The 20,824-nt window shown below is 62.7% G+C and carries 15 protein-coding genes; 6 read left to right on the top strand and 9 right to left on the bottom strand.

All coding sequences use genetic code 11. The annotated features are described in order from the left end of the window. Positions 1–141: 141 nt before the first annotated feature. The gene (gene fdhA / locus CQ012_RS12565) at positions 142–1,356 is read right to left on the bottom strand and encodes a formaldehyde dehydrogenase, glutathione-independent (RefSeq protein ID WP_105658920.1); all 1,215 of its coding nucleotides are present in this window, start codon (positions 1,354–1,356) and stop codon (positions 142–144) included. 128 nt (positions 1,357–1,484) lie between these two features. Then, complete coding sequence (locus CQ012_RS12560; protein WP_105662330.1) at positions 1,485–2,423, bottom strand: LysR family transcriptional regulator; 939 nt, start codon at positions 2,421–2,423, stop codon at positions 1,485–1,487. 151 nt (positions 2,424–2,574) lie between these two features. Between CQ012_RS12560 and CQ012_RS12555 the strand changes: the two genes are divergently transcribed. From CQ012_RS12555 to CQ012_RS12545, 3 genes are read left to right on the top strand one after another with little or no spacing between them, the layout of a single operon-like run. Then, complete coding sequence (locus CQ012_RS12555; protein WP_105662329.1) at positions 2,575–3,879, top strand: aromatic ring-hydroxylating oxygenase subunit alpha; 1,305 nt, start codon at positions 2,575–2,577, stop codon at positions 3,877–3,879. After that, positions 3,876–5,267 (top strand): flavin reductase family protein, encoded by a 1,392-nt coding sequence (locus tag CQ012_RS12550; RefSeq protein WP_105662328.1) that lies wholly within the window; start codon positions 3,876–3,878, stop codon positions 5,265–5,267. The genes CQ012_RS12555 and CQ012_RS12550 overlap by 4 nt, the downstream gene beginning before the upstream one ends. Positions 5,268–5,309: 42 nt before the next feature. Continuing rightward, positions 5,310–7,829, top strand: coding sequence for a GcvT family protein (locus CQ012_RS12545; RefSeq protein WP_105662327.1), 2,520 nt, complete (start codon positions 5,310–5,312; stop codon positions 7,827–7,829). 180 nt (positions 7,830–8,009) lie between these two features. Here the strand turns inward: CQ012_RS12545 and CQ012_RS12540 are convergent, their stop codons facing one another. The 3 genes from CQ012_RS12540 to CQ012_RS12530 form a co-directional block, all read right to left on the bottom strand. After that, the gene (locus CQ012_RS12540) at positions 8,010–8,726 is read right to left on the bottom strand and encodes an NADPH-dependent F420 reductase (RefSeq protein WP_105662326.1); all 717 of its coding nucleotides are present in this window, start codon (positions 8,724–8,726) and stop codon (positions 8,010–8,012) included. A 487-nt stretch (positions 8,727–9,213) separates the two neighbouring features. Then, complete coding sequence (locus CQ012_RS12535) at positions 9,214–10,101, bottom strand: bifunctional 5,10-methylenetetrahydrofolate dehydrogenase/5,10-methenyltetrahydrofolate cyclohydrolase (RefSeq protein ID WP_105662325.1); 888 nt, start codon at positions 10,099–10,101, stop codon at positions 9,214–9,216. Further along, positions 10,098–10,748: a cyclodeaminase/cyclohydrolase family protein gene (locus tag CQ012_RS12530; RefSeq protein ID WP_105658913.1), complete on the bottom strand. Its 651-nt coding sequence runs from the start codon at positions 10,746–10,748 to the stop codon at positions 10,098–10,100. Before CQ012_RS12530 ends, CQ012_RS12535 begins: the two co-directional genes overlap by 4 nt. A 472-nt stretch (positions 10,749–11,220) precedes the next feature. Between CQ012_RS12530 and CQ012_RS12525 the strand changes: the two genes are divergently transcribed. After that, a complete protein-coding gene (locus CQ012_RS12525; protein ID WP_105662324.1) occupies positions 11,221–11,655 on the top strand; it encodes a MarR family winged helix-turn-helix transcriptional regulator in 435 nt (144 codons plus the stop codon). Then, a complete protein-coding gene (locus CQ012_RS12520) occupies positions 11,652–13,049 on the top strand; it encodes an MFS transporter (protein ID WP_105662323.1) in 1,398 nt (465 codons plus the stop codon). Before CQ012_RS12525 ends, CQ012_RS12520 begins: the two co-directional genes overlap by 4 nt. 74 nt (positions 13,050–13,123) lie before the next feature. Here the strand turns inward: CQ012_RS12520 and CQ012_RS12515 are convergent, their stop codons facing one another. From CQ012_RS12515 to CQ012_RS12500, 4 genes are all read right to left on the bottom strand, one after another. Next, on the bottom strand, positions 13,124–13,420 hold the full coding sequence (locus CQ012_RS12515; RefSeq protein WP_105662322.1) for an antibiotic biosynthesis monooxygenase family protein: 297 nt from the start codon (positions 13,418–13,420) through the stop codon (positions 13,124–13,126). A 102-nt stretch (positions 13,421–13,522) separates the two neighbouring features. After that, positions 13,523–14,053: an ASCH domain-containing protein gene (locus CQ012_RS12510; RefSeq protein WP_105658909.1), complete on the bottom strand. Its 531-nt coding sequence runs from the start codon at positions 14,051–14,053 to the stop codon at positions 13,523–13,525. Between the two features lie 71 nt (positions 14,054–14,124). Then, positions 14,125–16,365 carry a sigma-70 family RNA polymerase sigma factor gene (locus CQ012_RS18055; RefSeq protein WP_219844368.1) on the bottom strand — a complete coding sequence of 747 codons (2,241 nt, stop codon included), beginning with the start codon at positions 16,363–16,365 and terminating at the stop codon, positions 14,125–14,127. Positions 16,366–17,236: 871 nt separating this feature from the next. Further along, entirely contained in the window at positions 17,237–17,518 is a 282-nt protein-coding gene (locus CQ012_RS12500) for a hypothetical protein (RefSeq protein WP_105662320.1), read from the bottom strand. 968 nt (positions 17,519–18,486) lie between these two features. Between CQ012_RS12500 and CQ012_RS17470 the strand changes: the two genes are divergently transcribed. Further along, positions 18,487–20,715 (top strand): SpaA isopeptide-forming pilin-related protein, encoded by a 2,229-nt coding sequence (locus CQ012_RS17470; RefSeq protein ID WP_105656395.1) that lies wholly within the window; start codon positions 18,487–18,489, stop codon positions 20,713–20,715. The last annotated feature ends 109 nt before the right edge of the window (positions 20,716–20,824 follow it).

Below are 20,824 nucleotides of genomic sequence, written 5' to 3'. Positions count from 1 at the left end.
CGAATCAGCCGGGGTCCCGGGTTTGCTCGTGAGTGGTGGCCGGGGCCGGCAAATCGGCCGGGCTCAAGAGCCGGCCGGAAGTGCGCCGTGCAGGCCGGGAATTGTTCCCGGCCGGCACGGCGGGCAGCGGTTAAATGCGCGTCAAGCGCGGATCAGCCCGTGCGGGTCGAGCACGAACTTCTGCGCGGCGCCTTCGTCGAAGGCCGCGTAGCCCTGCGGGGCCCGGTCCAAGCCAATGGCCGTGGCGTTGACGTTCTTGGCAATCGAGACCTTGTCCGAGAGGATCGCCTGCATCAGCCCGCGGTGGTACTTCATCACCGGGCACTGGCCCGTGACGAAGGTGTGGGACTTGGCGAAGCCCAGGCCGAAGCGCATGGACAGCGAACCGACCTTGGCCGCTTCGTCCTCGGCGCCCGGATCCCCGGTGACATAGAGTCCCGGGATGCCCAGGCTGCCGCCGGCACGGGTGATTTCCATCAGCGAATTGAGCACCGTGGCAGGCTGCTCCTTGCCAGCGTCGTGCCCGTGCCCGCGCGCTTCGAAGCCCACTGCGTCGATGCCGCAGTCGACCTCGGGCACGCCCAGGATCTGGGCGATCTGCTCGGCCGGGTCGCCCTGCGAGACGTCCACGGTCTCGCAGCCGAAGCTGCGCGCCTGGGCCAGCCGGTCGGCGTTCAGGTCCCCGACAATCACGGTGGCCGCACCCAGCAGCTGCGCGGAGGTGGCCGCGGCCAGGCCCACCGGGCCGGCGCCGGCGACATAGACGGTGGAGCCGACGGTGACCCCGGCGCCGATGGCTCCGTGGTAGCCGGTCGGGAAGATGTCCGAGAGCATGGCCAGGTCCAGGATCTTCTCCATGGCCTGGTCGCGGTCGGGGAATTTCAGGGCGTTCCAGTCAGCGTAGGGCACCAGCACGTATTCGGCCTGGCCACCCACCCAGCCGCCCATGTCCACGTAGCCGTAGGCGGAACCGGGGCGGTCGGGATTGACGTTCAGGCAGATGCCGGTTTGCCCGACCTTGCAGTTGCGGCAGCGGCCGCAGGAGATGTTGAAGGGCACCGAGACGACGTCGCCGACCTTGAGGAATTCCACATCGCGGCCTACTTCCACCACTTCGCCGGTGATCTCGTGGCCCAGCACCAACCCGACGGGCGCGGTGGTGCGGCCGCGGACCATGTGCTGGTCCGAACCGCAGATGTTGGTGGCGATGGTGCGCAGGATGACCCCGTGGTGCACCTGCCGCCCGACGTTTGCCGGGTGGACCCCGGGCCCGTCCTTCAATTCGAATTCGGGGTACGGGGTGTCGATCAGCTCGACCTTGCCTGCCCCGGCGTAGCTTACTGCCAAGTTGCCCATAGCGGACCACTTCCTTGAAATATCAGTTGGATACCAAATCGGATGTGCCCAAGTCTGACCACTGGATGTGATCCATGTCAATAGCCCGGCCTGAAATCCGCCGGGTCCGGCAGCCCGCCAGCGACCGGCTACCCGTCCAGTTCCTCGGCCGAGCGCAGGGAAATGATGTCCTTGGCGGTGCGCTGCAGGATATCCAGGGATTCCTCGATCAGCGGCGAGCCGCGGCTGCCCTTGCGGGTCACCGCCACGATGCGCCGCGAGGGCTTGGCCGCCCCGGAAATCCGGCGGCGCACCACGTTCTGCGCATCGCCCAGGGTGGCCAGCCGGGGCAGCAGCCCCACGCCCAGGCCCGCCCCGATGAACGCGATCATGGTTTCCCACTCCACCGCCTCGTGGGCGATATGCGGGGTGACCCCCAGCGAAGTGAAGGCGGCAACGAACAGCGCCCGGTAGACCGACTGCCCGGATTCCGAGATCCACGGGTCATCGGCCAGGTCCTCCAGGGCCACGGACTTGTGCTGCGCCAGCCGGTGCGTGGCGGGCAGCACCACATCCAGCGGGTCATCGAGCAGCACGGTCTGCTCGAACCGGTCCCTGGCGGCAGAACCCCCGGACGTCTGGCTGGCCACGATCACGGCCAGGTCGATCCGCTCCGCGAGCAGCAAGTCCAGGCAGCGCTGCGGCTGCGCTTCGATCAGCTGCACTTCGGTATCGGGCCGAGTGGCTCGCAGGTTCGCGGCCAGCGGGGCAAGCAGCTGCGCGGCAGCGGTGGAGAAACCGCCCAGGCCGAACTGCCCCTGCACCTGCCCGGAGGCGTTGCGCGCGGACGCCGCGAGCAGCTCCCATTGCGTCACAATCCCGTCCAGGCCCGCAACGAAATGCCGGCCCGCGGAGGTCAGCCGCACCCCGCGGCCCTCCTTGGTGATCAGCTTGATGCCCAGGGTGCGCTGCAGTTCGCGCAGCTGCGCGGAGACCGCCGAGGCCGAGTAGCCGGTCAGTTCCGCGGTGCGCGCTACCGAGCCCGTGGAGGAGAAGACCCGCAGGGTGGCGAAGCGTGGATCGATCATGCACCAATTGTGCACGGTTCCGTTCAATTTCTTGCGCTTTTCTTGCCGACTATTTCTTCCTAGTCTCGATTCATGCGGTGACCGGCCTCACATCGGCCCGCGCAACCACAGCCCGAGGACGCCAGCCGCGTCGTGTTCCAAGGAGTAACAGATGACCGCTTCGGTAAGCGCACCGCGCACTACGCGTGGGAAGCTCGCTACGTCGGTGAACCAAGAACAGCTCGCCGAGATCACCGAACTCTTCCGCAACCGGCGCAAGGGCTACTCGCTCGAAGCCCCGCTGTACACCGACCCCTCAGTATTCGATGTCGAAATGCAGGCCATCTTCGGGACCCACTGGCTGTTCGCCGCGAGCATTGCCGAGATCCCCGAGCCCGGGGACTACGTCACTGTGGACTACGGGCCGCATTCGCTGATCGTGCTGCGCACCGAGGAGGGCGGGGTCAACGTGCTGCACAACGTCTGCCGGCACCGCGGCGCCCGCGTGCTCACCGAAGCCTCGGGCAGCACCGGGAACCTGGTCTGCGGCTACCACTCGTGGACCTACTCCCCCGAAGGGGACCTGATCCACGCCTCCGCCCCGGGCGAAGGCAAGTTCGACAAGAGCTGCTTCGCGCTCAAGCGCGCCCACGGCCGGGTCCACGCCGGGCTGGTCTTCGTTTCCCTGGCCCAGGAACCGCCGGCGGACTTCGACGAGGTCGCCGGCATCTTCGAGCCCTACCTGGCCCCGCACGATATCGCCCGCGCCAAGGTCGCCTACCAGCAGGACATCATCGAGGAGGGCAACTGGAAGCTGGTGATGGAGAACAACCGCGAGTGCTACCACTGCGACGGGCACCCCGAGCTGGCCTGCTCGCTGTTCCCCACCTGGGGGCTGAGCGACGACACCGTTCCGCCGCACCTGGAAGAGGTATGGGAGCGCAACCAGCAAGCCCAGGCGGCCCTGGAGGAACGCTGCCGCCGCTACGGATTGCCCTACGAGGTCGTGGAGCAGCTGGACACCCGCATCGCCGGCATCCGCATCTCCCGCGAATCCCTGGACGGCGACGGGGAATCCTTCTCCGCCGACGGGCACCGCCTGTCCAAGAAGCTGCTCGGCGAGCTGCGCGACTTCCGGTTGGGCCGCTGCTCCATGCACCTGCAGCCCAACAGCTGGTTCCATTTCCAGTCCGACCACGTGATCACCTTCGCCGCCTTCCCGATCAACGAGCACCAGACCCTGGTGCGCACCACCTGGCTGGTGGCCGATGACGCGGTCGAAGGAGACGACTACGATCTGGAGAAGCTCACCCACACCTGGAAGCAGACCAACCTGCAGGACAAGGCCTTCGTCGAGCTGTGCCAGAAGGGCGCAGCCAGCCCCGCCTACCAGCCGGGCCCGTACATGAAGAGCGAATACCAGGTCGAGGCGTTCATCAACTGGTACACCCAGCGCGTGCTGGAGCACCTGGCATGAGCGCAGGCGCCCAGCTGGCATCGAGCGTAGCGGCCCAGCGCATCCGCGGGCTGGAAATGCCGTGGAACCGGGTCCTCAGTTCCCAGGAAGGCCCGGCGAGCGCGGCCCGCGCGCTGGGACCATGGCACCCCCAGGAGTTCCTGGCCGAATGCGTGCAGACCATCGAGGAAGCCGGCGGGCTGATGACCTTCGTCTTCCGCCGCGCCGACGGCGCCCCGCTGGCCTTCCGCGCCGGGCAGTACCTGAACGTCGCCTTCCCGGTGCACGGCGAAGACCAGGACCCGGTGGACCGCAGCTACTCGATTTCCAGCGCGCCCACCGTGCCCTGGACCTTCAATGTCAGCATCAAGCGCGATCCCAAGGGCCTGGTCTCCTCCTGGGCGCATGAGAACCTGCGTCCGGGCATGGTGCTGGAGATGCTCGGCCCGGTGGGCGCCTTCCACCTGGGCGATTCCGACCGGCGCGCCCGCTACCTGTTCCTTGCGGCCGGAGCCGGGATCACCCCGATCATGTCGATGGTGCGCACCATCCACTCGCTGCCCGGCCAGGCCGATGTGGTGGTGCTCTGCCACGGCACCGTGCCCGGGGACTTCGCCTTCTGGCCCGAGCTGGAATACATCGCGCAGGTCGATTCGCGGATCAAGGTGTTCTACTCGCTGGGCGACCGGGCCAAGCCCAAGAGCTGGAAGGGCTTTGCCGGGCGGCTGACCACGGCGATGATCGACGCGGTGGCCCCGGATGCCAATGGCCGCAAGGTGTTCGCCTGCGGGCCGGAAGGCTACCTGAATTCGGCCACCCAGCTGCTGCGCGAGGCCGGGGTGGATGACACCTCGGTGTTCATGGAGTTCTTCTCCGGGGACCGCAAGACGCTGCTCGAATACCAGGAGGAAATCGCTCTGGCCGGGTCCATCGCCGAGGAGGTGGCCGAATCCGTGGAGGAGTTCTACGAGAGCCAGCCGCCGGAGCTGGGGATGTACGAACCCGAGTACGACCAGAGCGGCACCATCGAGGCCAGCGGCCAGAAGCTGGTGGCGGTCGATTCCAATGCCCCGCTGCCGCCAGCCGCGCCGCTGGTTCCCGCGCAGGACCCGCCGGATACCGCTTCCTTCCCCACCGTGGGCGAAGGCGAGCTGACCATGACCTTCCTGCGCACCGCGGTGACTGTCCGGATCAGTTCCCAGGAGCACATCCTGGGTGTCGCCCAGCGGGCCGGGGTGCGCATCGGCGCCAACTGCCAGGAGGGCATGTGCGGCTCGTGCAAGGTCGTCAAGCTCGAAGGCGAGGTGGCGATGAACCACCAGGGCGGTATCCGCGCCCGTGAAATCGCGGCCGGGAAATTCCTGCCCTGCTGCTCCACCGCCCAATCGGACCTGGTCATCGACGCCTAGCGCGCCGGCCACCACCACACCATCAGCTTTCAAGGAGTCCCCATGTCCCGTCTTTCCCCTCGGATCGTCATCATCGGCGCCGGCATCGTCGGCGCCAACCTCGCAGACGAACTGGCCGCGCTGGGCCACACCAATACCCTGGTCATCGAGCAGGGTCCGCTGGATCTTCCCGGCGGCTCCACCTCGCACGCCCCGGGCCTGGTCTTCTCGTCCAACCCGTCCAAGTCCATGACCGAATTCGCGCAGTACACCATCGAGAAGCTCACCGGCCTGGTGGGCGCCGACGGGCGCGGCTCCTTCCTCCCGGTGGGCGGGCTGGAAATCGCCACCACCGATGAGCGCCTGGCCGACCTGCATCGCCGCGCCGGCTGGAACCGCTCCTACGGGGTCGACGCCGAAGTCATCGACGCCGCCGCCTGCCTGGCGAAGTTCCCGATGCTCAACCCGGAGAAGGTCCTGGGCGGCCTGTTCACCCCGGGCGACGGCCTGGCCCTGGCCGCCAAGGGCACCGCGCTGGTCATGGAACGCGCCAAGGCCGCGGGAGTCGAGTTCCGCGACCGCACCATCGTCACCGATATTGAGGTCTCCGGCGGCAAGGTCGCCGCGGTCATCTGCGGCGAGGAGCGCTTCGCAGCGGACATCGTGGTCTCCTGCGCCGGCTTCTGGGGACCGAATATCGGCAAGATGGTGGGCACCTCGATCCCGCTGCTGCCGCTGGGCCACCAGTTCGCCTGGAGCACCCCGGCCCCGTCGCTGGCCGGCGTCAACGAGCTGCCGGCCGGTGCCAGCCGCCCGATCCTGCGCTACCAGGACCGCGACCTCTACTACCGCGAGTGGGGAGATCGCATCGGCATCGGCTCCTACGCCCACCGCCCGATGCCGGTGGACCTGGACACCTTGCAGGCCTACCGCCCGGAAGAGATCACCCACGAGCGGATGCCTTCCTCGCTGGAATTCACCCCGCAGGACTTCGCCGCCGAATGGGAAGCCAGCCAGGAGCTGCTGCCGGATCTGCGCAACACCCGGATCCAGCGCGGCTTCAACGGCATCTTCTCCTTCACCCCGGACGGCGGCTCGCTGGTAGGCCAGTCCAGGGAAGTGGACGGCTTCTACGCGGCCGAGGCTGTGTGGGTGACCCACGCGCCGGGCATCGCCAAGGCCGTGGCCGAGCTGATCACCACCGGCACCTCCACGACGGACCTGAGCGACTGCGACCTGAACCGCTTCGAGGACGTGCAAACCACCAAGGAGTACGTCAGCGAGACCTCGCAGCAGAACTTCGTGGAAATCTACGATGTCCGCCACCCGCTGGAACCGCGCACCAAGCCCCGCGCCGTGCGCACCAGCCCGTTCTACTCCCGCCAGCAAAAGCTGGGCGCCTTCTTCCTGGAGGGCACCGGCTGGGAGCGCCCGCACTGGTACGAGGCCAACGCGGCGCTGCTCGATGAATTGCCGGCGGAGTGGGCGGCCCCGGAGCGCGACAGCTGGTCAAGCAAGTTCCACTCGCCGATTGCCGCGGTGGAAGCCTGGAAGACCCGCACCGCGGTGGCCATGTTCGACATGACCCCGCTCAAGCGCGTGGAAGTCACCGGCCCCGGTGCCGGGCCGATGCTCCAGGGCTTGACCACGGCGAATATGCTGCGTGCCCCGGGCATGGTCAGCTACACCCTGCTGCTGGACCATGCCGGCGGCATCACCAGCGACATCACCGTGGCCCGGCTCTCCGAACAGGTCTACCAGGCCGGCATCAACTCCAACGTGGATGTCGCCTACCTGGACCGCGAAGCGCGCAAGTTCAATGAGGCCAACCCGGGCCAGTGGGTGGCAGTTCGCGATATCACCGCCGGGACTTCCTGCATCGGCCTGTGGGGCCCGCTGGCCCCACAGGTCATGGCCAAGATCAGCGGCGATGATATGGGCAACGAGGGGCTGAAGTACTTCCGCACCAAGCAGATCTCCATCGCCGGCATCCCGGTCACCGCGATGCGCCTGTCCTACGTGGGCGAATTCGGCTGGGAGCTCTACGCCTCGGCGGATGTCAGCGCCAAGCTCTGGGATGCGATCTTCGAAGCCGGGCAGGAGCACGGCATCATTGCCGGCGGGCGCGAGGCGTTCAACTCCATGCGGCTGGAGAAGGGCTTCCGCTCCTTCGGCACCGATATGACCAGCGAGCACGAACCGGAACAGGCCGGTTTGGGCTTCGCGGTGAAGGCCGCCAAGACCGCGGACTTCGTGGGCAAGTCGGCGCTGGCCGAACGTGCCGCGGCGGCCACCAAGCGCCTGCGCTGCCTGACCGTGGATGATGGCGTGTCCATGGTCCTGGGCAAGGAACCGGTCTACGTGGATGGCAAGCCTTCCGGCTACGTCACCAGCGCCGCCTACGGATACACGGTCCGCAAGCCGATCGCCTACGCGTGGCTGCCGATCTCGGTGGAAACCGGAGACCCGGTGGCGATCGAGTACTTCGGCAAGCAGATTGCCGCCACCGTGGTCGATGATCCGCTGTACGATCCGCAGATGGACCGCTTGCGCGGAGTTTCGCTGGCCACTTCGGCCAGCTAGCGGCTATACGCACGTACCCGGGGCCGGGCACCGCTCATGCGAGCGGTGCCCGGCCTGTCGTCGTTAACCTGCGTGGCTGCCTGCACGCCGAGGCGGTACGCCATGCATTCATGCCTCTTAATAGGGGTGGCCTGCCGATAGCGGCCGCGGATGGCCTTCCGCTGGAGGGCAACGGGCCGCTCAGAAGGCGCGTTCGGGAACATTCACGCGAGCCGCGGAATCCAGTGCTGCCTTGACCTGGTCCGCTGGTGTTGGCGCTGGAATCGAGGAAAGCAGCTGGTCATCCGGGGTCGTGGAATCCGCCAGGTAGATGCGCGTATATCCGGCGGATTCGGGCTCGAATTTCCACGTTTCCGCGAGCGCGCCCGCGTCCAGCGTATCGAAGCCGAGGCGTTCGATGATTGCTGCTGCTTGCTCCTTCGCTTGGGAATCATCGGAGGCAATGGGAAGCGCAGAGCGGCCAGCAGCCTCGGCGGGACGGGCCAGCAGCGGAATGTGGTGGGCCAGGATGTTGCCGAAGGCTTTGACATAGCGAGCACCATCGAGCCAGCTCGCCACCAGTTCGCTGGTCGTCATCGTCCCGCTGTCGAGTTCGGCAATGCGTCCATCCCTGGATGGATAGTAGTTGCTGGTGTCCAGCACTGTCTTGCCGCGCAGCAACCCGGCTGGCAGCTCACGTACCGCAGCGAGCGGAATGGACAGCACCACGGCTTCGCCCGCTTCGGCCACCTCTTGAACCGTGCCGGCTGCGGCCAGCGGCCCCAGCTCGGCCACGAGTTCCTGCAGCGATTGGACTCCGCGGGAATTCGCAATCACCACGTTCACATTCGCGGCAACGGCCAATCGGGCGATTGCAGATCCGATATTCCCGCTTCCGATGATTCCCAGCGTTGGCATTCCATTTCCCTTCAGCAAAGTCCGGCATTGCGGGTGCCTGCCGCTCTTCGCAGCAGCTATCCCCTTTGGTTGAACTGCCTTCCGGGCACCAAAATTCCCTACGTGACATACTGGCGAAGCTATCCAGTGCTTGCGCGGCAACGCTCCCAGCGGGGCCGCATCCGAGGCGGCCTTGAACGCCCTGGCGCCCGTTTCCGAGCGAAGGTAGACGCAAGGGAGCCCGGGGAGAAATCGCCAGGCCAGCGGCATTAACCCGGGCGAACTAAAACCGGCGGGCAGCAGAAAGCCACCGCATCATCAACCTCCCAATCGATGATGCGGCGGCGGCACGTGGTGCATCTGGCCGGCGGCAGATCCCAGTTCATGTTCCCCTCCGGCGTGCACTGTGCACGTAATTCGCTTCGCCATGGCAATTGCGGTTCCGGCATTCCGGGTTCCGCTGCACGCTGGCTTGCCCGCAGCGGAACCCGGAACACCGGCCAGCCAGCTACCGGCGTCCGGCCATGCGCGCTCCCTTCGCCGGGGCCGCCTGCAGGCTTGCCTCCGCGGCTTGCGCGGCATGAAGGACCAGCAACGCCGTGGTTACCGTGCCCACGCCCCCCGGAACCGGGCTCAGGGCCCGCACCAGCGGGCGCACCGATGCCGCATGGACGTCCCCCACCAGCTTGCCTTCAGCGTTGACATTGGTTCCGACATCGATCACCACGGAGGTTTCATCCACCTCACTGCCGGTAAGCAGGTTCGCCTTGCCCACGGCCATGACGACCACCGCGGCGGACTTCGTTAACTGGGCCAGATCGACGGTCCTCGAATGGCAGATGCTCACCGTGGCATCGCGCTGCAGCAGCAGCTGGGCCAACGGCTTGCCCACCACCGCAGAGCGTCCGACCACCGCGACATGCTGCCCGGGCAGCGGGATCCGGTAGTGCTCCAGGATCTCGATGACCGAGCGTGCGGTAGCCGGGGCGAAGGCCGGCTGGCCGACACTGAGCCGTCCCAGGCTCAGCGGATTGGCCCCGTCAATGTCCTTGGCCGGGTCGATCAGCGCCACCAGCGCCGCGGCATCCACCCCTGGCGGCAACGGGGTCTGCAAGATGATTCCGTGCACCGAACTGTCCTCGTTCAAGGCGGTGATCGCTTCGGACAGCTGCTCCTGGCCGGACCCGGTCAGGTCCACGACCTGGCAGTCCACCCCGAGCTGCGCGGCGGCCCGTTCGATCGAGCGCACATACCAGGCGGTGGCCTCGTTATCGGTGGCCAGCACGACCGCGATCCGGACACTGGTGCCCTCGCTGGCCATGCGCACCACCAGTTCTGCGGTGCGGGCGCGGATCGCTTCAGCCACCGGCTGCCCGGCTAAATTGCGTGCCGTCATGCTGCCACCACCGCACGGGCGTGCGCGCTGAGCTCTTCGGCGTGGGCGATCGCCTCACTGGCCTGGCTGGCCGCCTGGACCAGCCGGTCGCGCTGGGCGATGTCCTTGATTGAGCTGATGTTCATTTCCAGGGTGGCCAGCGCGGTAGCCAAGGCCGCCCGGGCAGCTTCGGCCGCGGCGGCCACGTCGCTGAGAACCGATCGGTTGCCAATGGGCAGCAGGCGCTGGCCCAGCTTGATGACCTCAATGGAGGCCTCGACGGTAGAGACCAGCGGTGCGGCGGCGGCGATGGTGGCGTTTTGAATTGCCGCGCTGCGCTCCGACTTCTGCTCGCTGCTTTCCTTGGGCAGCTTGTACGCGGCACCCAGGGCGCCGAACAGCCTTTCGTCTTCCTGAGCGGCGAAGAGCCCCTGGCGCATCAGCAGCCGGGCATGCTCGGAAATCTGCTGGGCCTGTTCCTGGACGTCCGCGTACCGCGGTCCGGAAGTGAATTCGGCAACCATGGACACCAATGCCGCGCCCTGCGCCGCATGCAGGCCCGCGGCCGCGCCCCCTCCTGGCGTCGGGGCGCCCGAGGCAAGCCGCTCAAGGTAGCTGCTGACAGTTTCATTGGAGATCAATGGGGTTTCCCCTCGTTCGGGACGCATGGAAGTTGATCCCTGCACCGTTCGGCGGGATTTCCGGCGCGCAGGACCACGGTCCAGGCCGCCGGAACCCCTTAGTATCCGACTGGTATATCAGGTTATCTTGAAGCCTAGAGCACCTACCGAACGCCGGTCAAGGGTTTTCTGCCGCCCGGAACACCCCCGGCATCCAAGCGCCACGCGACCGGATCCCCCGCTAGCCCATCCAGGTCTTGCACATGCCGGCCAACAGGGTCCGGAAGGCATTTTCCCTGCGGCGCACACGCGGTCCCGGCGCAGGGCCAGGAGTGCGCGGCACGAGCCGGAATCCATCAGGAGCGCACCAAAACGACAACCACTTGCTGCGGCGACATGCCTGCGAGCCACGGGGCCAAGCGAGCGAGTACCACCTTCTCGCGCCCGATGGATCGGGGCAGTGTGCAGCCTCACGAGCATTCCACAAGAAGCTTGTACAAGTTAATTGTATTCTATAGCTATGGAAATTGATCCCGAGCCCGCAGACCTTCCCCAGCAGATGCTCGAGGTGCTTTCGCCATTGCTGAGCCTGATTCGCACGGCACGATCCATCTCCCCGGGCAAACTGGGAATCCTGCACACCTTGGCCATCGAAGGCCGGGCCAGTGCCGCCCGGATGAGCCAGGCCATCGGGGTCAGCCAGCAGGCCATCTCGCTGACGACCAAGGAATTGGAAGGCCTCGGACTGATCGAGCGGCACCGGGACGAGGCCGACCGCCGCAAGCTCTGGTTCCAGCTCACCGATGACGGCCGCCAAAAGCTGGACCAGGAAATCCTGCTCGGCCGGACCGCGCTGCTCCAAGCCATGGGCGAGAACCTGAGCGAGGAGGACCGTTCCCTGATCCGCTCCGCCTTGCCCGCGCTCAAGAAAATCAATACCGCGGTCCGCCCATGAGCCGCAACGCATCCAACCAGAGCCCGCTGGTGCCCACGCTGGTCTTCGCCGCGCTTGCCACGGCAATCGTCTCCTCGCTGGGCATGCTGCTGGTCCCCTCGATTTCCTTGCGGTTCAATGTCGATATTGCCGCCGCCCAGTGGATGCTCACCGTGAATCTGCTGGCCGGCGCCGTGGCAACACCCATCATGGGACGCCTCAGCGATGGACCACATAAGAAGCGGCTGCTGCTCGTCTCGCTGGCGGCCATGTTCGTAGGCTCTGTCATGGCAGCGTCCGCACCGAGCTTTGGCGTGTTCCTTGCCGGACGCGTGCTCCAGGGATTGTCCTACGGCATTGTTCCGGTCACCATCGCCATCGCCAGGCGCTATGTAGCGGCCGAGCACCTGCAGAACACCATCTCCACCTTGTCGGTGACGGTTGCTTCCGGAATCGGCATCGGCTATCCATTGACCGGCATCATCGCTGGCATTTTCGACTACTCCTACGCGTTCTGGTTCGGTGCGCTATTCGTGCTGGCCACCATCTGCGTGGTGTGGAAAGTTGTTCCTGCAGGCCCCGATACCCAGGCCGAGCAACGTCCCTTCGACTACACCGGCTCCGGCTTGCTGGCCCTGGGGCTCACCTCCCTGCTGCTGGCCATATCCGAGGGGCCCAAGTGGGGCTGGGCTTCACCTGCAACGCTTGCTTTGGGCGCTTTCTCGGTCATCGTGCTGATCATCTGGGTGAGGGTGGAAAACAGCCTTGGCCACCCGCTGATTAATCTGCGCACGCTCAAGCAGGGCGAAGTCCTCTTGGCCAATATCTCGGCCATCGCCCTGGGCGCCGCACTGTATATCGGCATGTCCGTATCATCACTGGTAGCCCAGGCAGATGCGGCAACTGGCTACGGGCTGAGCCTGCCGGTCTTCTGGGCAGGATTTGTCATCTTCCCGCTCTCGGTCGGCAGCTTGGCTGCCAACCGCGTGGTGCGCATACTTGCCAAACGCGTTGGCATCCAGGTCATGCTTCCCATTGGAGCGATCATCATGGCCGCAGCAGGCACCATGCTCTGGCTGCCCCACTCGGCGCTCTGGGAGATCTTGCTGAGCATGCTGGTCTTCGGCATCGGCATGGGCGCAAGCTATGCGGCCATGCCGGCATTGATCGCCCGCAGCGTAGCGACCAAGGAGCTAGGCAGCTCGGTAAGTTTCAACCAGGTGCTGCGTACTGTAGGTTCTTCCTTCGGCACGGCGATTTCCGCCGCCATTATCGCCACCCACCCCGGACTCAATGGCGAGGCCAGTCCGGAAGGCATCGACATGACCTTCTTGATCGGCGCACTGCTTTGCATCGCCTTGGGTGCTGCGTTGCTGGCCGATTCGGCACGGCGCAAGTTCAAGGGACGCAGGTAGGCAAAAAGGTCCTGGATGCAGATAACGCCCCGATACCACGAAGGCATCGGGGCGTTGCCAGCAGGCTGCAGCGCCTAGAATTCCACGATCTCGAATTCCAGAAGTTCAGCGCCGCTGGCCACTGGCTTCTTGGCATCGCTGCCAGCATGGGCCGCATCAGCGCGCTGGGTACGCCAGTTCTCGAAGTCCTCGCGGGTTGCCCACTGGGTGTACACAAAGTACTTGTCTCCACCATTGACCGGACGCAGCAGCTTGAACCCCTCGAACCCCGGTGAAGAATCCACCGAATGCTTGCGAGCAGCGAAACGCTTCTCCAGTTCCGGCCCAGCTTCGCCGGGAACCGATAGGGCATTGATGACGACAATCGACATGTTCAACCTTTCTTGTCCGGGCTTCGTTCACGGGAAACCCACTGCATCCACCCTACGCTTGCATATCCTCGACCGCAGGCCAGCGTGACGAAGTTCGACCGGCTAGTCGGCATGCTCCTCTGGCCAGCAAATTTCAAAGCGTTCCAAGACCAACTCTCCCCCGGCTTTGGCGGTGTCTTCAGGTTTCCAATCGATTCCTATGGATTTCTGCGTACGGCGCCAGAATTTCTTATGTTCTGCGCGCCAGTATTCCAACGAGAGATCCCCTTCTCCCTCGGCCGCGGCAAACTCCGCGCCTACCTCGAAGAACGTGGAGCGCTCGACGGAAAGCACGCGCAAAATTGCTCGCGGCTGCCCTTGGCCATCGCAGACAATGCAGTGGTCTTCAGGTTGCGGGACACGTTCGTTGTAATAAACGTAGTCGCTAGCCAGAGACGAAGTCGCTCGCTTGGTTCCGTGCAGCATTTCATCCAGAAGCTCATCAGCAAGCGCGGGATGGTCCCCGAAGGATTCGGCGACATGGTGCGGTGCATCGGCCCGCGGAATCCCTTTGCTCGCCAGATACTCAAACCACATCTGTTCAGCAGCTTCTGCATCGACGGGAGGCAGCTCAGGCATGGAATTTTCTGCCATGTGTCGATCCTAGCCGCGAAGGACATTCCGCATGGCCCTGGAATGGCTATGGGAGGACGGTTGGACTGCGTCTAGAGTCCTGGAATCTTGAATTCGAACTTCTCCTTCGAGTTCCCTCGGCTCTCAAATGCGATAGCCCGGTCTCCAAGCAGGTAGAACTGCTTCAACTTTAACGTTGCTGGGCCTTCGCAGGTAAGCCTGAATGAATTGGCTCTTACGTTCGAGGGAATGCAATTCCCCTCGTAGGTCATGTTATCCAGCCAAAGCCAGTTGAGCCGCACCTCGAAACTTATGGGATCGCTTTCCGAAGCTCCGCTGATATCGAAGGTGTAATTCGCAAAGAATCCGCCTTCCTCTTGCGTCATGGCGACCTGGAATTCAGAACCGGCCTGGCCGTCTTCCGGCTCAGCGCTCGGCTCAACCGTAGGCTCCACCGTCGGCTCAGGGGATGGTTCTGGGGTCGGCTCCACCGTTGGTTCAGGGGTCGGTTCCGGAGTAGGCTCCACCGTCGGCTCCACCGTCGGTTCCGGAGTCGGCTCAACCGTCGGCTCCACCGTCGGTTCAGGGGTTGGTTCCTGAGTCGGCTCAACCGTCGGCTCAACCGTCGGCTCCACCGTCGGTTCAGGGGTCGGTTCCGGAGTAGGCTCCACCGTCGGCTCCACCGTCGGTTCAGGGGTCGGTTCCTGAGTCGGCTCCACCGTCGGTTCAGGGGTTGGTTCAGGGGTCGGTTCCTGAGTCGGCTCAACCGTCGGCTCCACCGTCGGTTCAAGGGTCGGTTCCTGAGTCGGCTCAACCGTCGGCTCCACCGTCGGTTCAAGGGTCGGTTCCGGAGTCGGCTCAACCGTCGGTTCAAGGGTCGGTTCCGGAGTCGGTTCCGGAGTCGGCTCAACCGTCGGCTCCACCGTCGGTTCCGGAGTAGGCTCCACCGTCGGCTCCACCGTCGGTTCAAGGGTCGGTTCCGGAGTCGGCTCCACCGTCGGCTCAAGGGTTGGTTCCGGAGTAGGCTCCACCGTCAGTTCCGGAGTTGGTTCCGGAGTCGAATCAAGAGTAGATTCAGAGATCTCTTCAGGCGACGGCATAGCCGCTGGCACACGTGTCAGCGGAGAAAATGGATTACTGAATGGCGACTCCACTTGGTTCGTGATTGCTGGTGCGTCCTTCGCATCAGGAACAGTCTGCGCAATCATGTCTCGCAAGAACATGGCACGACTCATTACGACGGGTGGCTGGGCCCCAGCTATCGGGGCTTCAACACCTTGCACCTGCGGCTGGGTCTGGTCCGCGCTGGACGGTGCGGCCCGTTCCCTTTCCTCCTGAACAATCAGTTTCGGTATCAGGCCGATAGCGGACGCGGTTACGGCGACGCTCACCAACCCAATGCCCAAAGTGACGGCCAGGCTGCTTCCTCCCGTTATGCTCAATCCGGCGCCCGATGCATCAGCGGATGCTGTACCAGCAGTAGCTCCCGCAGACACCGTTGCTGAGGCAGCTGAAAATCCCATTCCAGCAATACCTCCCGAGGCAGGAATCCCCAGCGCAGTTATCCCGCCAACAAACAGAGGAAGGACATAAGCGCGCAACGTGGCACCGATTTCGTTCAATTCCCCGAACACTACTGCGCAGTTCGGGCACGATTTCAAATGCTCTTTGACATCACGCTCGTTCCGGATCCCCAACGTACCTCGGATAAAGGCAGGCAAATGCTCTCGAATGTCGGCGCAATTTGCAGGAACCCCAGACCGACCATTCATGTGCGCGGCCAAGTAGGCTTCACGCAATCCCTCGCGCGCCCGTACCGCCAATGCTGAAACCGCGTTGGGTGTCATTCCTAGAATTGGCGCGACGTCTCTCGGCGGCAGCTCCTCTACTTCGGTGAGCCATAGCACCGTCTTCCAGCGTTCGGTCAAGGCATTGAACGCAGCGATGGCAAAGTTGGATTCATGGCGTTCCATCGCTTCGTCCGCGTGTGCATCGCCTGGAAGGAATTCCTGGACATCCTCGACAGCAATTTGCTTCGTGGCCGACTTATTCCTGGAAAAAGCTTCACGGGATACCGCAGTCATTAAATAGGCGCGGAAGAACTCATCCGGTCCTGCCCCACGCTCGATGATGCGGAAGACCCGCAAGAAAGCTTCAGAGACAACATCCTCGGCGTCGGAAGGAGAGTTCGTATGCCTGAACGCTACATTCAGCGCCACTTGCTTGTGCCGTCGATACAGGTGCTCCTGGGCTTCGCGGCTTCCTGTCCTAACACCACGAATTAAATCTGCATCGCCGACTTCAGTAAAGCGTGCCCCAGAATCAATTGTCACTACGTCCCCATAACGTTTCGTGCGACAAGGCAGGTGCTCGCAGCCGCCCCCCAAAGATTCCCCAACCCCTGGGGCCGACTAACGGCAACCTGCGCCCCGTCGACGATGCCGCCCGAGTTTGGGCGCCACTTTCATCCTCTAGAACATATCAGGATTTTTCCAATATATCTGTGAAATGGACCTGAAAATCCCGAAAGGTGGGCGAGTTCCATCCCCCAAACTTGCAACTCGCCCACCCGTCAGCACCTTCCCCATAAGACAACTGGACGTCTCGAAACCTCATAATTCCTTGTTGCCCAGTTCAGCGCCTACACCACTTAGATACGCGGAAAAGGGAATCATGACGCAAGAATCCGTATTAATTTGGAATTTTTTCTTCGAGCCGGAGTTCGTATAGATTCCACGGCTGGTCCGCATCCTGGCGAGTAGCAGGAAATTGGCTCGAAGCCCCCTCCAATGCGGACCCCACGCTGTCGTCCATCAACGAAGTGGCGTAGCGGAGACATGCAGCAACGAATGGCCCTCGGCATTTCGCAGTTCCTTGCTCACGGATCTGCTGTGCATGGAGCCTGCGCCTTCCCAACGCCCGATTTCCAAGGAATAATTTTCAGGTTCCTGCTTCATGTACCGCTACACCAATTCGTCTGTCGAAACCCGATTGGACGATGCGATGCCCCGAAAATTCCAGATGTTCAGGCGGTCAACAACGTTCAGAAGCTGCCCGTAATCTTGGCCGGGATCAGGACGTCCCCCTCGGATCTTCGTTGGCAGGTGATCGCACATCCATGGTGAGCACCGGACCGGCTTCGTCCAGAGTTCCAGCCACTTTCTTCATGATGGAGGTGACCGGGTTTGACCGCTATAGGTAGATTTAATCTGACATAGAATCGATCGTTCCGTCAGCCGACCTCGGCCAATCAGGGCACTCGCTGAACTTCGCGAAATTCTCCAAGTCCTCATCGCCGAACGCGCAACTGGGAAACATCAGCTCGGTGACGTTGATGCCATCGCGCACATAGCGCCGAACGACTTCACTAACCAGCTCGACAAGCCTGGTATCAAGCCCACCCTCTTTCCACACCGAAATGCTTGCCAGTTTTCGGAAGGATGCCCCTCTCAGGAAGTAGAAATAGCTGCGAGAACGTCCATCCACCAGTTAATCCGACGTGGGCGGAGGCTATGCCAAATTGGACACCGGACAACTCATCGACGCCCTTGGTCGGGCCTAGGATAGCGGCCCCGAATGCACCCATCGAAATGCATGAGAGCAAACTTTATTACGAAATGTTACTAAGTCCAAAGATGACTATTCATCAACTCCTTGGTAGGTTGATCCCGAATCATACATTCAGGTGTGGGGGCCTGGATTTATTACCTTGGGGATTTTTCGTTAAACGCTTAATGCGAGTTCTCTCTGGTTTTGTTTCCTTTTCCTAGTGACATTCTTCCCCACGCCTTTCATCAGTTGGGGAACGATAAATGCTGGGCAAGCACTACGAGAATCGTCGCACTCGCAAAAGTAACGGCAGAACCAAGTTGCCTAGCGGCCTGCCAGCGCCAAGAAACTCCCAAGGCCGGGATGTTCTTCAGCACCGAAGAGCTCGGAACTGGCTCATTTTCTGCGCAGCTCTCGTTGCAATCGGAAGCCTAAGTTTTCAGCACTCCGGGGCCGCATTTGCCACGCCATTGTCCAGCACCACTTCCGACACTGGCGAACTTTCAGTAATGGCATCCCAGAGTCCAGCGTCCACTGCCGGCCCTGAAGTTTCCGAATCTGCGCAGCCATCGGGCTCCTCCTTGGAAGAGTCGTCCGGTATAACCGACGAATCGCTCCCCTCGGCTCTCCTGAACAATCCTTCGGAAACACCAGCGCCGTCCCCCTCCAGCTCGAAGTCGGTCGAGTCAACCACTGACCCGGAGCCAGAGCCAAGTTCTTCGGAACCAACAGCCAAAGAGTCGGGTGCTTCCGTAGTGGAGTCCAGAGCTCTTAGAGCTGCGGCAACCTATTCCCCAATCTGTGGTCCCGGATATGTCTACGGGCTGACCTCTGCTGGACAAATCCGTGCCGTCGCACCAGGTGGAGCTGTTTCAAACCTGGGCAGTGCTGTCAACCAGGCAAACATGCAGATGAACGGCCTAGGAATCGGTGCCGGCGGATCCACAGTATTCGCTTACCACCGCAGCACGGACACGCTAGGTGCCACGGTTTACCGTTTCGACGTCAACACAGGTTCCTGGTCCACCACCGGCGCTGCGGTAAACTCCAGCACACTGAATCGTTCGGCAGTATTCGTTGCAGGAGCAGTCGATCTGGGCACCGGTCGCTATTACATCGGCGGCTACACCCCTACCGGCAATAGCACACGGTCATTCCAGCTATGGGAATACAATCCTGCGACAAATGCGATCTCTTACAAAGGGCGGATCGCTACAGATACTGGATCCACCGCTGCGGCGAACGGCGACATGGGTTTCGATGCGAACGGAAACCTCTTCGTTGTCCGTGGCTCCGGAAGCACTGCGACCATATACTCTGTGACGGCAGCTAATCTGGCGTCTGCGAATGGCGGAATTATCACTTCGTCAGTCAGTAACACGGTTAATAACACCACGACCAACGTCAACGGTGTGGCCTTCGACGCCGACGGCAAGGGTTATCTGAGCTCGGGCGATATTGTGCAATCTTATGACATGCCTGGGTGGAGCAATCCGAAAACCGTCGTGAGCTCGAATTTCGGCGGAAGTACGGACCTCGCATCATGCGGATCACCGCCGACCATCACCATTGAGAAGTTTGTTGAAGGTGGACGTGTAGCATCAGGTGATCAATTCGGTTTGTCCCTACGCCAGGGAAGCGCTAGCGGCACTGTCATCGGCACGGCAACAACTACTGGCAACGCTAATGGGCAGCAGCCCGAGCGTGTTGGTCCCCTGCCGACTGTACGCAATGTCGAACTGCATTTCGCGGAAACCGCCGCAGGAACCACAACCCTAAGCAACTACGCCTCTAGCTACCGTTGTCTGGTCGATGGCGTTCAAACCGTTCAAGGCACAGGTACTGCAGGAAAAATCACGATTCCTTCCAGCGGCCAAGCAGTGGAATGCCGGTTCTACAATTCACCGCTCATCGCGCAAGTGAACGTCCACAAGCAAGTCACCGACTCAAAAGGTGAGAACCCTCAGCCAGGAAGGAACTGGACTGTAGGCGCTGCTGCGCAATCTGTAACCGGCTCCGTATCTTCTAGCCCATCAGCAACTACGCAGCAGACGAATGCGGAAGGATCGTCCTCATGGCGTTTCCAATTCGGTGCAAGCACCCACAAAGCTGACCTGAAAGTACGCGAAGTCATGCAGGACGGTTACAAATTCGCTAGCGGAAAATGCGACGTGACCAAGCTTGACGGAACCAAAACGACTATCGCTTTGACCGGTCCGGACAACAATCCTGCAGCTGGAATCGTTCCCGGGGACGTAGTTGACTGCACGTTCGTCAACAGCTTGAAACCGGCAAGCGTATCAATCGGAAAGCACCTTCAGGATTTCAAGGGACAGAACCCTAAACCAGCCAACAACTGGACCGTAGGCGCCACCCTGGCAGCCGGAAGCAGTTCTGGAACCAGCATCAGCACCCCGCCAACCGCGCTGACTGGTGCCGATGGCGAGGTCGCGACACCATGGGCTATTAATTTTCCGAACAATCCTACGGCCACTGCCAACGTGACTATCAGCGAGACCATGCAGACCGGGTACGACTTCGTCAGCGGTGTGTGCTCGGTGACTAGTGCCGGCGGAGCCAAAGCAGAAAAAAGCCTCTCTTCAGCGGCTTCAGTCCTGACAGGTCTTAAACCAGGTGACGTTGCTGAATGCACCTTCACCAATAAGCCCAAGAGCGGAGCAGTTCTCTGGGAAAAGATCGACGAGGCCGGCAAGGCCCTCTCCGGATCGCAGTGGACGCTCACCGGGCCATCGAATTTCAATGGCGGGCAGGGGCTAGCAATCCAGGACTGCACCGCGCAGGAAGCTTCTTCGTGCACCGGTGCAGACCGTGATCCGCGGGCAGGCGGCTTCAAGATACCTGAATTGCCATGGGGAGAATACCAGTTGGAAGAAACCAAAGCACCAGCTGGCTATTACCCACTCGAAAACCCACTCGTGTTTGAAGTATCTGCCGATACCCTGACTCTCGACCTCGGCCCAATTGAGAACACCCGGCGCGAGGGCCCGGCAATACCACTGACTGGCGGGCTAGGCAGTGATTTCTACAGCATGCTCGGTGGCGGGATCCTGGCCGCGGGTCTTGTTGGTGCAGGGCTTATCCGTCTGCGCAAACGCCGTCAGGGGGTTTCATAACATCAATACCTCCTTGTAAAACCCGCATCATGCGCACACTAATCCCTCATCTCGAATCCACTCGAAGAACAATTCATCAGTCCACCCGAACCCGATGCGCGGTGAGGGA

Source organism: Arthrobacter sp. MYb214 (assembly GCF_002979865.1).
Taxonomy (GTDB): domain Bacteria; phylum Actinomycetota; class Actinomycetes; order Actinomycetales; family Micrococcaceae; genus Glutamicibacter.
Note: the sequence above shows the minus strand (reverse complement) of the source record. Positions and strands in the feature narration are given on the sequence as shown.

Excerpts from the sequence above, each read along its gene's own strand:
- fdhA (WP_105658920.1), bottom strand. The coding sequence starts at position 1,356 with ATGGGCAACTTGGCAGTAAGCTACGCCGGGGCAGGCAAGGTCGAGCTG.
- CQ012_RS12560 (WP_105662330.1), bottom strand. The coding sequence starts at position 2,423 with ATGATCGATCCACGCTTCGCCACCCTGCGGGTCTTCTCCTCCACGGGC.
- CQ012_RS12555 (WP_105662329.1), top strand. The coding sequence starts at position 2,575 with ATGACCGCTTCGGTAAGCGCACCGCGCACTACGCGTGGGAAGCTCGCT.
- CQ012_RS12550 (WP_105662328.1), top strand. The coding sequence starts at position 3,876 with ATGAGCGCAGGCGCCCAGCTGGCATCGAGCGTAGCGGCCCAGCGCATC.
- CQ012_RS12545 (WP_105662327.1), top strand. The coding sequence starts at position 5,310 with ATGTCCCGTCTTTCCCCTCGGATCGTCATCATCGGCGCCGGCATCGTC.
- CQ012_RS12540 (WP_105662326.1), bottom strand. The coding sequence starts at position 8,726 with ATGCCAACGCTGGGAATCATCGGAAGCGGGAATATCGGATCTGCAATC.
- CQ012_RS12535 (WP_105662325.1), bottom strand. The coding sequence starts at position 10,101 with ATGACGGCACGCAATTTAGCCGGGCAGCCGGTGGCTGAAGCGATCCGC.
- CQ012_RS12530 (WP_105658913.1), bottom strand. The coding sequence starts at position 10,748 with ATGCGTCCCGAACGAGGGGAAACCCCATTGATCTCCAATGAAACTGTC.
- CQ012_RS12525 (WP_105662324.1), top strand. The coding sequence starts at position 11,221 with ATGGAAATTGATCCCGAGCCCGCAGACCTTCCCCAGCAGATGCTCGAG.
- CQ012_RS12520 (WP_105662323.1), top strand. The coding sequence starts at position 11,652 with ATGAGCCGCAACGCATCCAACCAGAGCCCGCTGGTGCCCACGCTGGTC.
- CQ012_RS12515 (WP_105662322.1), bottom strand. The coding sequence starts at position 13,420 with ATGTCGATTGTCGTCATCAATGCCCTATCGGTTCCCGGCGAAGCTGGG.
- CQ012_RS12510 (WP_105658909.1), bottom strand. The coding sequence starts at position 14,053 with ATGGCAGAAAATTCCATGCCTGAGCTGCCTCCCGTCGATGCAGAAGCT.
- CQ012_RS17470 (WP_105656395.1), top strand. The coding sequence starts at position 18,487 with ATGCAGATGAACGGCCTAGGAATCGGTGCCGGCGGATCCACAGTATTC.